General features: G+C 67.7%; 11 protein-coding genes. 5 read left to right on the plus strand and 6 right to left on the minus strand.

Features of this window, described 5'->3' with window-relative positions; all coding sequences use genetic code 11:
• The first annotated feature begins 160 nt into the window (after positions 1–160).
• The gene (locus ACFWUU_RS24670) at positions 161–2,350 is read left to right on the plus strand and encodes an MMPL family transporter (protein WP_380178571.1); all 2,190 of its coding nucleotides are present in this window, start codon (positions 161–163) and stop codon (positions 2,348–2,350) included.
• A 53-nt stretch (positions 2,351–2,403) separates the two neighbouring features.
• On the opposite strand, the gene ACFWUU_RS24675 is transcribed toward ACFWUU_RS24670, so the two are convergent.
• The 4 genes from ACFWUU_RS24675 to ACFWUU_RS24690 form a co-directional block, all read right to left on the minus strand.
• Complete coding sequence (locus tag ACFWUU_RS24675; RefSeq protein ID WP_380178573.1) at positions 2,404–3,042, minus strand: hypothetical protein; 639 nt, start codon at positions 3,040–3,042, stop codon at positions 2,404–2,406.
• Between the two features lie 170 nt (positions 3,043–3,212).
• Complete coding sequence (locus ACFWUU_RS24680) at positions 3,213–3,569, minus strand: hypothetical protein (protein WP_380178575.1); 357 nt, start codon at positions 3,567–3,569, stop codon at positions 3,213–3,215.
• Between the two features lie 6 nt (positions 3,570–3,575).
• Positions 3,576–4,946: a hypothetical protein gene (locus ACFWUU_RS24685; RefSeq protein ID WP_380178577.1), complete on the minus strand. Its 1,371-nt coding sequence runs from the start codon at positions 4,944–4,946 to the stop codon at positions 3,576–3,578.
• Between the two features lie 286 nt (positions 4,947–5,232).
• Positions 5,233–5,850: a CGNR zinc finger domain-containing protein gene (locus ACFWUU_RS24690; RefSeq protein WP_380178579.1), complete on the minus strand. Its 618-nt coding sequence runs from the start codon at positions 5,848–5,850 to the stop codon at positions 5,233–5,235.
• Between the two features lie 62 nt (positions 5,851–5,912).
• Here ACFWUU_RS24690 and ACFWUU_RS24695 point away from each other — a divergent pair, with 62 nt between their 5' ends.
• Complete coding sequence (locus ACFWUU_RS24695; RefSeq protein ID WP_380178581.1) at positions 5,913–7,133, plus strand: MFS transporter; 1,221 nt, start codon at positions 5,913–5,915, stop codon at positions 7,131–7,133.
• Here the strand turns inward: ACFWUU_RS24695 and ACFWUU_RS24700 are convergent.
• Entirely contained in the window at positions 7,108–9,369 is a 2,262-nt protein-coding gene (locus tag ACFWUU_RS24700; protein ID WP_380178583.1) for an FdhF/YdeP family oxidoreductase, read from the minus strand. The genes ACFWUU_RS24695 and ACFWUU_RS24700 overlap by 26 nt on opposite strands.
• 146 nt (positions 9,370–9,515) lie before the next feature.
• Here ACFWUU_RS24700 and ACFWUU_RS24705 point away from each other — a divergent pair, with 146 nt between their 5' ends.
• From ACFWUU_RS24705 to ACFWUU_RS24715, 3 genes are read left to right on the plus strand one after another with little or no spacing between them, the layout of a single operon-like run.
• Entirely contained in the window at positions 9,516–10,244 is a 729-nt protein-coding gene (locus ACFWUU_RS24705; protein WP_380178585.1) for a 3-hydroxybutyrate dehydrogenase, read from the plus strand.
• 19 nt (positions 10,245–10,263) lie between these two features.
• Complete coding sequence (locus ACFWUU_RS24710) at positions 10,264–11,565, plus strand: MFS transporter (RefSeq protein ID WP_380178587.1); 1,302 nt, start codon at positions 10,264–10,266, stop codon at positions 11,563–11,565.
• A gap of 4 nt (positions 11,566–11,569) precedes the next feature.
• Entirely contained in the window at positions 11,570–13,333 is a 1,764-nt protein-coding gene (locus tag ACFWUU_RS24715) for a helix-turn-helix domain-containing protein (RefSeq protein WP_380178589.1), read from the plus strand.
• Here ACFWUU_RS24715 and ACFWUU_RS24720 read toward each other — a convergent pair.
• Positions 13,319–14,245, minus strand: a complete 927-nt coding sequence (locus ACFWUU_RS24720) for an NADP-dependent oxidoreductase (RefSeq protein WP_380178591.1) — start codon at positions 14,243–14,245, stop codon at positions 13,319–13,321. The genes ACFWUU_RS24715 and ACFWUU_RS24720 overlap by 15 nt on opposite strands.
• Positions 14,246–14,271: the final 26 nt, after the last annotated feature.

The following is a 14,271-nucleotide window of genomic DNA, read 5'->3' on the forward strand; positions in this document are numbered from 1 at the left end:
GCGTACGGGAAAGGGTGGGGTAGGGCTAGCACCAGGGTCGACTGGGTGGCTTCCTCCATGGCCGCGACCTGCCCCGGCCGGTCAGGCTTTTGCCCGTAGCCAGCGTCACGCCAGGAGCGCTGGGTGGGGTGCCCGAGGGGGCGCAGAGGGGCAGGGAAACATGGCCAGGGGACAGATCACGGTACGGGCGGCACGCTGGAGTGCCACCCATCCGTGGCGGGCGATCGGGATGTGGGTTGTCGTCGTGGTCGCGTGTTTCGCGCTCGGCTCGATCACCGGTACCAAGGAGTCGAAGAACGAGGGCGACATCGGCGAGGTGACCCGGGCGGACAACATCGTCAAGTCCGGCAACTTCGACGACCCGGACGTGGAGAGCGTGCTGATCACGGCGCCGTCCGGACAGCTCGACCAGGCCGCGGCGAACAAGGCCGCCGGCGTCGTCATCCAGCGCATGCGCGCCCTCGGTGGGGTCGCGGAGGTCGCGCAGCCGATGCCGTCGCCGAACAAGGACGCGGTCATCGTGAGGGTCACCCTCAAGGACGGTGACGGTGACGCCCGCGTTCAGCCGTTGCTCGACACGACCGCCCAGGTCCAGCAGCAGTACCCGAACCTCCGGGTCGAAGAGGTCGGTGGACTGTCGATCGACAAGGCGCTCAACGAGACGCTGGGCAAGGACTTCAAGCGGGCCGAGATGTTCAGCCTGCCGGTGACGCTGGCGATCCTCTTGATCGCGTTCGGTGCACTGATCGCCGCTTCGGTGCCGCTGCTGCTCGCGCTGTCCGCAGTAGCCGCAGCGATCGGCTTAGCGGCGGCGGCATCACAGCTCGTACCCGCGGTCGACGCGGTCAACAGCGTGATCCTGCTGATCGGTATGGCGGTCGGCGTCGACTACTCACTCTTCTACCTCCGCCGTGAACGCGAGGAGCGCGCCAAGGGCCGCGGTCATGTCGACGCGGTCGAGATCGCCGCGGCGACCTCCGGGCATGCGGTCGTCGTCTCGGGTACGGCGGTCATCATCTCGATGGCGGGCTTGTTCCTCGCTCGCGATGCGGTCTTCTCGTCGTTCGCGGTCGGTTCGATCCTCGTCGTCGCGGTTGCCGTCGTCGGTTCGCTCACCGTGCTGCCCGCCGTACTGGCGAAGCTCGGTCGGTGGGTCGATCGCCCGCGGATCCCGCTCGTGTGGCGGTTGACGGCGTCGAAGGGTCAGCCGCGGTTCTGGCCGACCGTGCTGAAGCCGGCGCTGAAGCACCCGATCGCCACGCTGCTCGTCGCTGTCACCGCGCTGCTCGCGGTCGCGTCGCCGGCGCTGGGGATGCAGCTGAAGTTCCCGGGCACGGAGGACCTGCCCCGGACGACGTCGGTGATGAAGGCGTACGACCGGCTGACGGCGGCGTTCCCGAGCACGGGTACGAGCCACGAGGTCGCCGTACGGGCGCCGGCCAACCAGGCACCGGCGGTCAAGGCTGCGCTGGCAGATCTGATGCAGCGCACCAAGGACGACAAGCTGTTCGCGTCGGATGGTCTCGAGGAGCCGCGTGTCTCCAAGGACGGCACGGTCACGACGCTCGAGGTCGCCACGCCGTACGAGGGTGGTAGCCAGCAGGCGCGTGACTCGCTGACCAAGCTGCGCAAGGAACTGATGCCGGAGACGGTCGGCAAGGTGCCGGGTGTCGAGTACGCCGTCGGTGGGTTCGTCGCCGCGGACGTCGACTATGCGGCGCACACCCGGGACAAGCTGCCGCTGGTGATCGGGTTCGTCCTGCTGCTGACGATGATCGTGATGATGGTGACGTTCCGCTCGGTGGTCGTCGCGGTCACCGCGATCGGACTCAACCTGCTGAGCGCGGGAGCGGCGTACGGCGTCGTCACCGCGGTCTTCCAGAACACGTGGGCCGAAGGGCTGCTGCACTTCCGGTCGAACGGCGCGGTCGTCAGCTGGCTGCCACTGTTCCTCTTCGTGGTGCTGTTCGGTCTGTCGATGGACTACCACGTGTTCGTCGTCAGCCGGATCCGCGAGGCGGTACTGCGGGGCGTCCCGACCAGGCAGGCCGTTGCCGAGGGCATCACCGGCTCGGCCGGCGTGGTGACCAGCGCGGCGGCGGTGATGATCGGCGTGTTCGCGGTCTTCGCGACGCTGAGCACGCTGGACATGAAGCAGCTCGGAGTCGGCCTCGCGGTCGCGATCCTGATCGACGCAACGATCATCCGCGCAGTCGTCCTCCCCAGCGTGATGATCCTGCTGGGCGACGCCAACTGGTGGGCCCCCAAGTGGCTCCGCCCCAAGCCCGCCAAGCACGCCTCCACCCCGCCCGCCCCGGAGGAAGAGCGCGAACTGACCCCGGTCGGCTGACCCCAGCCCGGCGCCCCACCCGAAATCCATCCGGGTGGGGCGCCGTTGCGCTGTCAACAGGACGTGTGGCTGGCGTGGCCGGAGAGCGCCTTGCCGATCAGGAGGTCGGTGCCTTGACCCTCGAGGAACTTGCCGACGGTCCAGCGGGTGCAGGTCTGTCCGTCAGGTCCGTCGATCGCGTTCTGCCTGCTGACGAAGGAGACCTGGGCCAGTAGCCGGCCGTCGGTTGCGGTGCTCAGTCCGAGCAGCGTGATCTCCGAGTCCAAGGTCGAGCGGAAGCCGTTCGTGAACTGTTTGCGGGTCTGCGTCGCCAGCGCAGCCGGAGTGAGGAGCACCTGGTAGCTGTCGTAGTCGTGGTTGTTGATAGCGGTGAAGTACGACGTCAGCAGCCGGACGACATCGGCCGCGGCCGGTTCCTCCGCGGCCGCGGGATCAACGGCGATCAACTCGTTCCCCACCTCAGGAGTGGGAGTCGTCTCGATCGGCACAGGCTCGCTCGTCTCGTCCTCCGTTGCCGGCGGCACCCATGGGTCGCTCGGAGTCTCCTCCGCCGGTTGCGGACCCGACGTGATGTAGCCGTCGGGTGTGAGCCACTGGTTCTGCAGGACCTGATCAGAGGCGGCCGCCGTAGCTCGTCCGACCAGCGCGTCGATGCCGAGGATCCCACCGGTCACGACCACCGCGAGAACCATGGTGAGACCGACGAACCAGTTCGTCCCGTGTCCGGGCGGACCATCGGCCGACCGTGTTTCGTCGGTGTCCTTGAAAGCAGCCTCGCAGTGCGAGCAGACCTCGTCCCCCTCTGCTCGACGCGTGCCGCAGGATGTGCAGTAAGCAGGCATTGCAGTGTCCCCCCGGACAGTCAGAAGATCGCGGCAACCGCCTGCTGTACGACGGTCACCGCGCCGCCGATCGTGGCGATCGACTTGGCGCCGGACGCGATCAGCTCCAGCAGGCGCAGTACCGAGTTCTTGTCGGGCTCGTCCTTGGCCAGCTCGTGTTCGGCCAGCTCGGCCATGGCGATCGTGTCGTCGGGCCGCTCCAGCCGCTCGGACTGCGCGTGCAGCAGTTCGAGGAGCTGGGACATCCCGGCGCGCGCGTCCGCGAGCGACCCGGCGGACACCGCGGAGACGTTCGTCGCGGTGGCGCCTTCGCCGGCAGCCATCGCACCGGCGGTGACGCTCCCACCGGAGACCCGGATTCCGTAGTTCTTCTCCATCAGTGCTCAGTTCCTTCCAGCGGCGTCGTTGACGCCCTGCTTGGCTGCGTTGGCGACTCTCATCAGAACGGAGCTCGCGCGGGCACCGGTCCCGACCGCAAGGCTCTCGGCTTTCACGGTGCCGCCGTCGGCGACGTACACGCCGTGGTTCTCGATCGTGGTCCGGTGCTGGCTCAGCTCGGCGGTGTCGATCCCCTTGGACTCGAGGAACCTGTTCAACGACTGGAGCAGCCGACGCTCGATCACCTTGGTGTACAGGTCGTTGTCGAGCTGCTGGAAGTACCGCTGGTACCGGCTGTCGCTGGCCGTTTCCCGCGGGCTCCTAGCGGCGCCGTAGTTGAACCGGAGCGAGCTGAAGATCTCCCGCCGCTGCCTCGACCGCTGGAGCGCGGCCGTCACGGGGCTGAGCAGATGAGCCGCGATCGCGAACGGAGCACGCAGTACATGCCCCGGCGTACGTCGCAACGCCCGCCCGCCGATCCGGATCGCCTGCCGCAGGGTCGGCTGCGGCAGCAGCCTGTCCACCTCCTGGAACTCGTCACGTACCGGTGCCAGCAGGCAGTGGCTGACCTCCATGAACAACTCCTGCGGCGTCACGACAAATCGCAGGAACGTCGACAGGACGAGCTGACCGCGCCAGCCGCTCGACTGGATCGTCAGGTACGGACGCGCCTGGTCCTCGGGCTCCAGTGTCAGGCTGCGGACGAGCGAGCGATCGACAGCCGGCCTCGGTACGCCGAGCTGGTCCGGCAGGAACCGGCGATCACCGCGGATGTCGCGGCCGTCGACGAAGACGCGGTCCGACATCGTGACCTTGCCCGTGCGCAGGTCCCGCAACTGCTCCTGGACGAAGTCGTGGATCTCCAACGCGCTGAACGACTCGGCGATCCGCCCCGCGGCCGCTTGGTGCGTGTCGAGCGCGAACGACCAGGAATTGAGAGTGATCCCGCAGCCGACGAACGGCGTGTAGCCGCTGTAGACGCTGACATTCCCCTGACCAGCCGCCGCGACCTGCTTCAGGCGTCGACCGAGTTTGCTGTTGCCCGGCGGCGACATCGCGTCCGGCTGGAACCGGCCCGGCCGGAGATCGTGCGCGACCACGCCGTACGTCGCGACCAGGGTCTCGCCGACGACGACCACCCAGCACAGCGCGAGCGCCAGCAGCACCGCGATGTACCTCGAGCTGTACAAGCCCCACACGGCAGTGCAGACCAGCAGCGTGAGCAGGAGATCGCGGATCAGTTGGCGTTTCCGGGCCGCGACCGCGTGCAGCATGACCGGCACCAGGTCGACGTCCGGTGACGACGGTGGCGCAGTGAACTCCTCGTCCACGATGTCGCGGACGACTTCCTTGGCGAGCCGGCTGTCCAGTTGCACGGCCGCGCACAAATAGCGCGTGGCGTCCGACGGTGGTGAATCCCCGGACGGTCTCGCAGTTTCGTCAATCGCTGGAAGCGGCACTCCACACGTGCCGCAGTAGGTGGCGCCGGCCCGATTGCCCGCACCACAAGAACCACAGTTCTGCATTTGTATTTCCCCCCAACCGGACTGAACGGTACGACGATCGCCAGTTCTGGTCCAGCGGTTGGGCAAAGCCAAGGAAACTTGACGCAAGCGCTCATTGGAAACGCTGCCGGGTTCCGAACTTGGTAGCCGATAGCAACTAGTTTTCGGCGGATCCGCTCGTGTTTGCAGGATTCTGGCGGGCGCGGTGGGCGGCGGCTTTGACGCGGCTCTGGCATTGGGGCGAGCAGAAGCGGCGTTGGCCGTTCTTGGAGACGTCGACGAAGACTCGGTCGCACTGGGGCGCGGCGCAAACGCCGAGGCGGCCGGCCAGGTCGCTGCCGACGGCAAGGGCCAGGCCGGCGGCACAGCCTGCCGCCCAGCCGTTGGCGAGTTGTTCGTCGGGGCCGTGGAAGTGGAGGCTCCAGGGGCGGTCACGGCCGCGGTCGAGTTGGGGGCGCGCATTCGTGTCGAGGAGGAGCTGGTTGATCTCCGTTGCGGCGGCGTCGAGGTCGTCGGCGGCGGCGCACTCGAAGACGATGCGCATGCGGCGAGCCAGTGCCACGAGGCGGCGAGCGTCGTCGACCGGGACCGACTGCGGTGGATAGCCGATCGCGGTCAGGGCGTCGGCGACCGCGGCTGTGACGGACTCGGGGTCGTCGGCGGGTGCGGCGTACGCGACACCACCGGAGTATCCGGGGGTCAGTCGGTTCACGTACTCGACCGACGCCGCCAGCACACTGCGGGCGTGACTATCAAAAGACACTTGACCGGTCATGGGTCCTCTCCGTAGGCTCTCGCGTGACCGATCATATCCGTTTAGACAGTCATGGAGCTGTGATGAGTGCTGTTGCCACGCTGACCGCGCCGTGGCGCGGGCTGTCTCGGACCGTCTGGATCCTGGTCGTCGCCCGCGCGGTGAACAAGCTCGGCGCGTTCACGCTCCCGTTCCTCGGGGTGGTGCTCACGGTCGAGTTCGGTGCGTCGCTCGGTCAGACCGGCCTGATCCTCGCGGTGTTCGGCGCCGCGACGATCCCGTCCCGGTTGCTCGGCGGTCACCTGGCCGATCGCCTCGGTCGTCGCCGGACGATCGTCCTCGGTCTGACCGGCTGTGCGATCGCCCAACTCTGGATCGCACTCAGCCCTATCCTGTGGTCGGCGGTGTTCGCCACGATCCTGCTCGGCCTCGCGTTCGAGATCTACGAGCCGCCCAGCCAGGCGATGATCGCCGACGTCACCGAGCCGGCCGATCGTCCGGCGGCGTACGGCCTCTACAGCGCAGCCCTCGCCGCGGCTGGTGTCCTGGCCGGGCTACTGGCAGCGGCGATCAGCCATGGCGACCTCCGCTGGCTGTTCGTCGCCGACGCGATCACCTGTCTGTCCTGCGCGGCACTCGTCGCGCTGGCCCTCCCGGCCGACGCGCGACTGGGACGAGATGCGTCTGCGGCGGGCGCGACCTCAGGACCCTTGCAGCAGCAGCCGGTCGAGGTCGGCTCGCAGGTGTCGGTCTGGCGAGACCGTCGACTGCTCCTGCTCCTTGCCGGTGGCACCGTGTTCGCAACGATCTACATGCAGATCATCATCGGACTGCCACTAACGCTGGTCGAACAAGGTCTGCCGAAGTCCGGCATCGGCATCATCCTCGCCATCTCCGCGATCACGCTGATCGCCGCGCAGCGCCTGCTCCGCGTCCAGAACCTCGACGACTTCCGATCCATCGCGATCGGCTACGTGCTGCTCGCCGCAGGGCTCGTCGTCTGTGCCGTCGCAGGCAACCTGGCGTTGTTCGTCATCGCCTCGATCCTCTGGAGCCTCGGCGACCTCTTCCTCCTGACCCGCTACCTCACACAGGCTTCCGGCCTAGCCCCCGACCAGGCCCGCGGCCGGTACCTGGCCGTCTTCGGACTGAGCTGGGGTATCGCGACCACGATCGCCCCGCTCACCGTCACCCAACTCCTCGAGAACGCCGGCCCGACAGGACTCTGGCTGACAAGCGCAGCGGTTGCGCTCGCACTCGCAGTACTCCAGCCGTGGTTCAGGAACCGACTGGCTCCAGCCTGACCGTCAGGCCCTTCGCGACGGGAGTGTTACTGCCCTTCGCGACATCGTCGGCTGACATCAGCACGTTCGTCTCCGGGTAGTACGCCGCCACGCAACCGCGAGCCGTCGGGTACGACACCAAGCGGAAGTGCGATGCCCGCCGCTCGACACCACGGAACTCGCTGACGATGTCGACGTACGTGCCGTCCTGGAGGCCGAGCTCGGCCAGGTCGTCCGGGTTCACGAAGACGACCTCGCGCGTTCCGTTGATGCCGCGGTACCGGTCCTCGAGGCCGTAGATCGTGGTGTTGAACTGGTCGTGACTGCGCATCGTCTGCAGCAACAGCCGGCCGGGCTCTGTCGGCAACCAGGTCAGATCGTTCGCAGTGAACTGAGCCCGCGAATCGGACGTCTTGAACTCCCGCTTGTCCCGCGCCGCATGCGCCAGCAGGAACCCGCCCTCGTTCGCCCGCAGGCGGTCCTCGAAGTCCTCGTACCCGTCGGCGACCCGCCCGATCCGCTGCCGGATCAGGCTGTAGTCGTCCGCGAAGTCGGCCCACGGAATCTGCCCCACGTCAGGTACGACGGCCTGCGCCAGCCCGCAGATGATGCCGATCTCCGACTTCATCTCCGGCCCGGGCGGGATCAGGTTCCCGGTCGAGAGGTGTACGGCGCCTTGCGAGTCCTCGACCGTGACCGACTGCGGCCCTGCCGGGGTGTGGTCGTGGTCGGTCCGCCCGAGTGTCGGCAGGATCAGCGCCTCGCGGCCGGTGATCGTGTGCGACCGGTTGAGCTTCGTCGACACGTGCACGGTCAGGTCGCACTCACGCAGACCGCGATGCACGACCTCGGTATCCGGCGTCGCGGAGGCGAAGTTCCCGCCCATCCCGACGAACACACGTACGGCCCCATCCCGCAGCCGCTTCACAGTCTCCGCCGCGTCGATGCCGTGCTCCCGCGGTGAGGTGAACGAGAACTCGGAGTCCAGCTTGTCGAGGAACGTCTCCGGCATCTTCTCCCAGATGCCCATGCTGCGGTCGCCCTGCACATTCGAGTGACCGCGAACCGGGCACGGGCCGGCGCCCGGCTTACCGATGTTTCCCTGCAGGAGAAGGACGTTGACGATCTCGCTGATCGTCGCGACCGCCTCGCGATGCTGGGTCAGACCCATCGCCCAGCAGATCACCGTCGCCTTGGACTTGATGAACCGCTGGGTGAGCTCCTCGATCTCGGGCCGCCGCAGACCGGTCGCCTGCTCGACCGCCGGCCAGTCGACCTCGGTGTTGTGCTTGGCATAGAGGTCGAACCCGCTGGTGTGCGAGTCGATGAACGACTTGTCCAGCACGGTGCCCGGGTTGGCCGCCTCGGCCTCGAGCAGAAGGTGGCCGATGGCAAGGAAAAGCGCCTGGTCGCCACCGATCCGGATCTGCAGGTACTGGTCGGCCAGCTTCGTGCCCTTGCCGATCCAGCCGCGGGCAGCCTGCGGGTTCTTGAAGTTGATCAGGCCGGGCTCGGGCAGCGGGTTGACCGCGACGATGTCGCCGCCGTTGCGCTTGGCGATCTCGAGGTGGCTGAGCATCCGGGGCGCGTTGGTCCCCGGGTTCTGCCCGACGACGACGATCAGCTCGGCCTCTTCGAGCATCTCCAGCGTGACGGCGCCCTTACCGCTGCCGATCACCCGCGACAGCGCCGTACCGGAAGACTCGTGGCACATGTTCGAGCAGTCGGGCAGGTTGTTGGTGCCGTAGGCGCGGACGAAGAGCTGGTAGAGGAACGCGGCCTCGTTGCTGGTCCGGCCTGAGGTGTAGAAGACGGCGTCGTCGGGGTCTACCAGGGCCTTGAGATGGCGTGCGACGACCTGGAACGCCTCGTCCCAGCCGACCGGCTCGTAGTTGGTCGCGCCGGCGCGGAGCAGCATCGGCTCGGTGATCCGGCCGAGCTTGCCGAGGTCGAACTCGGAGATCTCGTTCATCGCCTCGACCGGATGCTCGGCGAAGAACTCGCGCGGCACCCGCTTGCGGGTCGCCTCCCAGGCCACCGCCTTGGCGCCGTTCTCGCAGAACTCGGCCGCGTGCTTGCGTTTGTGGTCGGGGTCCGGCCAGGCGCAGGACGGGCAGTCGAAGCCGCCGTCCTGGTTCATCTTCAGAAAGACCTTGCCGGTCCGCGCGGGACCCATCTCCCGGAAACCGAACTTGAACGACGAGAGCACCGCGGGCACACCGGCGGCCTTCTTCTTCGGATGTTCGATATCGACCATGTTTCAACAATAGATCGCGCTATCGACAGCTGCAGGTTTGATAGGCACGGCTGTGGATAAGTGGCGTGTCGCCCCACATCATCCGGCCAGGTTGTGTGCCGCGATCCCATAGTGTGCCGCGGCGTCGATTTCTACAGTCGTCGGCCATGGAGACCCGTCGAGCCCTCGTCACCGGTGCCGCGTCAGGTATCGGCGCCGCCTGCGCCCAACGGCTGGCCGCGGACGGCGTCCACGTGATCGCCGTGGACCTGGACCGGGCCGGACTCGACGCGCTCGACGGCGTCGAGGCGATCAGCGCCGACCTGTCCGACCTGGAGCGGCTGTCCGAGCTGCCGACCGACATCGACATCCTGGTCAACAACGCCGGCGTACAGCAGGTCGCACCGGTCGAGCAGTTCCCGCCGGAGCGGTTCAGCTACATCGTCCGGCTCATGCTCGAGGCGCCGTTCCGCCTGATCCGCCAGACGCTCCCGCACATGTACGGCGCCGGCTGGGGCCGCGTGGTGAACATCAGCTCGGTCCACGGGCTCCGGGCCAGTCCGTTCAAGGCGGCGTACGTCGCGGCGAAGCACGGGCTGGAGGGCCTCAGCAAGGTCGTCGCGCTGGAAGGCGCCGCGCATGGAGTGACCAGCAACTGCGTCAACCCGGCCTACGTCCGTACGCCGCTGGTCACCGCACAGCTGGCGGACCAGGCCGCGACGCACGGCCTGTCCGAGTCAGAGGTGCTCGACAAGGTGCTGCTCGAACCGGTCGCGGTGAAGCGGCTGATCGAACCGGCCGAAGTGGCGGAGCTCGTGGCCATGCTGTGCGGCCCGGCCTCCGCCTCCATCACGGGGAGCTCGTTCGTACTCGACGGCGGCTGGACCGCCCACTAACTCAGGAGAGAGCCCGCCCATGACAGCAACAGAACCGGTCCGCACCCGTACGTCGATCGTCCGGGTGGTGGGCGCGAGTCTCGTCGGTACGACGGTCGAGTGGTACGACTTCTTCCTGTACGGCGTCGCCGCATCGGTGGTGTTCGGCGATCTGTTCTTCCCGAAGGGCGAGGAGCTCAGCGGGACGTTGCTGAGCTTCGCGACGTTCGCAGTCGGCTTCTTCGCGCGGCCGATCGGCGGCGTGGTGTTCGGGCACTTCGGTGACCGGCTGGGACGCAAGCAGCTGCTCGTGCTGTCGCTGCTGATGATGGGGCTCGCTACCTTCGCCATCGGCCTGCTCCCGACGTACGCGCAGGTCGGCTCGCTCGCACCGATCCTGCTGACGGTACTGCGGCTCATCCAGGGCTTCGCGCTGGGCGGCGAGTGGGGTGGCGCCGTACTGATCGTGTCCGAGCACGGTGACCCGGCCAGGCGTGGTTTCTGGGCGTCGTGGCCGCAGGCTGGTGCGCCCGCGGGGCAGCTGATCGCGAACGGCGTACTGGCCGGGCTGGCTGCGTTCCAGTCGGACGCTGACTTCAATGCGTGGGGCTGGCGCATTCCGTTCCTGCTGTCCGCAGTACTCGTGCTGGTCGGGCTGTGGGTGCGGCTGCGGATCGAGGAGTCGCCAGTGTTCCAGGAGGCCCGGGCGAAGCAGGAGCCGGCCGACAAGCTGCCGTTGCTGGAGGTGCTCACGCGGTACCCACGTGAGGTGCTGACCGCGATGGGTGCGCGGATGGCGGAGAACGTCAGCTACTACATCTTCACGATCGTCATCGCGACGTACGCGAAGGAACACCTCGGGATGGGCAAGTCCTTCGCTCTGAACGCCGTACTGATCGGCGCTGCCATCCACTTCTTCGCCATCCCGGCGTGGGGTGCGCTGTCGGACCGCGTCGGTCGCCGGCCGGTCTATCTGATCGGTGCGGTTGGCGTTGGCATCTGGGTGTTCGTCTTCATTGCGCTGATCGACACTCGCAACTTCGCGCTGGCGACTCTGGCCGTGACTGTAGGTCTGATCTTCCACGGTGCGATGTACGGACCGCAGGCGTCCTTGTTCACCGAGCTGTTCGGCACCCGGGTGCGGTACTCCGGTGTCTCGGTCGGCTACCAGCTCGCATCGATCATCGCGGGCGGTCTGGCGCCGTTCATCGCGGTAGCGCTGCTGAAGGCGTACGACTCGGGCTATGCGATCGCCGTGTACGTCGCAGCGTGCGCAGTGATCTCGGTGATCGCGGTGACGTCGTACTCCGAAACGCATCGCCGGGATCTCACTACCCTGTAGAACCATGGAGGAGCTTCTGCGGCTGCTGGCCGAGGATGCGCCCGGGAGCGAGCTGGCCCGGGCAGCGGGCGAGGACGCGGTGGCACGCGACCTCGCCCTGCGCATCCGGGCCGGCATGGACGCCAGCAAGAAGCGCGAGGCGGAGCTGTCCGCACTGGTCGACGTAGCGCGCGAACTGGCGTCGGCGCGCGATCCAGGCGGCGTACTCGACACCATCGTCCACCGCGCCCGCACCCTGATCGGCACGGACGTCGCGTACCTGACGCTCTACGACGAGACCCGTGGCGACACGTACATGCGGGCGACCGACGGCTCCGTCTCGGCCGCCTTCCAGCAACTCCGGCTGCCGCTAGGCGCTGGACTAGGCGGTCTGGTCGCGGAGACGTACAAGCCGTACTGGACCGCGGACTACCCGTCCGACCGACGCTTCCGCCACACCATGCCGATCGACGATGCAGTGGGCGAGGAGGGGCTCGTTGCGATCTGCGGTACGCCGCTGATCGTCGACGGAGCGTTTGTCGGCGTACTGTTCGCGTCCAACCGGACAGCGCGGCCATTCAGTCGCGATGAGGTGTCGCTGCTCGGCTCGCTCGCCACTCTGGCCGCGGTGACGATCCTCCAGGTGCGTGCGGCGGCCGAGACAGCTGCTGCGCTTGACCAGCTGTCGGCAGCGGCCGCCGGTGTGGAACACGCTGCAGCCGCTCATGACCGCTTCGCCGACATCGTGTTGTCGGGCGGCGATGTGGACGCCATCGCGGCTGCACTGGCTGAGTTGCTCGACGTGTGGGTCGTCCTGGTCGATGCTGCTGGCAACGAACTTGCCGTCGCCGGAGCAGTGCCTGGATCTGTGCCCTGGCAGGAGTCCGAGTCCGGTCGGCTGACTCGCATCGGTGACTGCTGGGTCGTCGCAGCGACCGCTAAGGGTGAGAGGCTCGGTGCGCTGGTGATCGGTGGTGCCGACGACCTGTCGGGTGCGGACCGACGCATCGTGGAACGCGCTGCCGTTGTCACCGCACTGGTTCTGCTGTTCCGACGCCAGTCCGCTGAGCAATCCCAACGTGCACAGGCCGATCTGCTCGCCGACGTACTCAATGGGAGCGCCGATCCACGCACACTGACCGATCGGCTCCGGCTGCTTGCGCCGAACCATCGCCACGACCGCCTTGTCGTAGCAGTGTGCCGCGGCGACCACTCCGCCGTACGCGCACGGCTGTCTGCACCGCTGGAGGACAGACTGGTGCTGTCTGGTCCGTACGGCGGCGACCTGGTGCTGCTGTTCGCTCGTACGACGCCTACTGCTGCGGCACGCGATCTGGCCGAGGTGGCGAAGCGGGCCGGTGTGACGATCGCTGTGACCGGCCCTGCGGCCTGGGGCGAGCCTCTGGTCGAAGCCCACCGCCAGGCCGCTCGGCTGGTCGCCACCATGCTCCGGCTCGGCCGCACGAGCGAGTCCGCGACACCTGACGATCTCGGCGTTGCTGGATTGGTCGGCGCATCTGATGTCGACGTACGGAGCCATGTGCACCATGTGCTCGGCCAGGTCATCGACTACGACACGCAGCGCGGTACGGACCTGATCGGCACCCTTCAGGCGTACTTCGCGGCCGGCCAGAGTCCGACCCGCGCTGCGACGTCACTGCACATCCATCCGAACACCGTCCAGCAACGGTTGGACCGCGTCACCGCTCTGCTCGGCGACGGCTGGCAGTCTCCGGACCGCTCGCTCGACCTTCAGGTGGCGCTGCGCCTCCACTCAGCCCTGGGGTAGCAGCACGACTCGGCCCCGGACTCCTCCTGCAGCGACACGCTTGTAGGCAACCGCCGCCTCCTCGAGCCGGTAGGTGTCGGCGACACGGGTCGAGAGGACGCCGGCCTCGACGAGACCGACGAGTTCTTCCAGGTCCTGTCGGTTGGTGTGGATGAATTGCTGCTCCACGGTGATGCCGCGTAGGTGCGGTGGTCGGGGGCCTGGTTGCACGTGCACATGCCGGCCGCCGTTGCGCACGGCCTCCTGCGCGCCGATTCCGACCACGGCGGCGTCCACGACCCCATCCACGCCGGACGGCACGATCCGTCGTACCGCTGCCGCCAGGTCCTCGTTCCGATCGACGAAGTGGTCCGCGCCAAGTCGCCGTACCAGCTCTTCGTCAGGTGCTCCGGCGCTGGCGATCACTGTCAGACCACGGTGCTTCGCCAGCTCAACGGTGTACCCGCCCACGCCGCCTGCCGCACCGGTCACCAGCACGGTCTGTCCCTCCAGCCGCCTGACTGCTTGCACTGCGGTCAGACCGTTGAGCCCGAATGTCGCTGCGTTGACCAGCTCCAGACCCTCCGGTGCGGCTACGACAGCATCCAGGTCCAGCACGACGTACTCGGCGTGCGTCTTGAGGCTCCGCCCCAGCAAGTCCGCGACTCCGACCACGGCGTCCGCCGGTGCCTGGGTGTTGGGTCCGACGGCGTCCAAAGTCCCGGCGACATCCCAGCCGAGACCGAACTGCTCCCGGGCGGCAGTCAGTCCGACCTCTACAGCAGCTCCCGCGCTGACGGCCAGGTCGACCGGATTGACCGCCGCGGCGGCCACCTTGATCCGGACCTGGCCCTCGGCGGGCTCGGGTACGTCGGTCTCGATCAGCTCGATCGCGTCCGGCCCGTCGAGTCTGCGGGCGACCAATGCGCGCATATCGTCTCTCTCCTTGTTTCTCGGGT

Origin of the sequence: Kribbella sp. NPDC058693 (assembly GCF_042715335.1) — a bacterium.
In the GTDB taxonomy this organism is placed as follows: domain Bacteria; phylum Actinomycetota; class Actinomycetes; order Propionibacteriales; family Kribbellaceae; genus Kribbella; species Kribbella jiaozuonensis.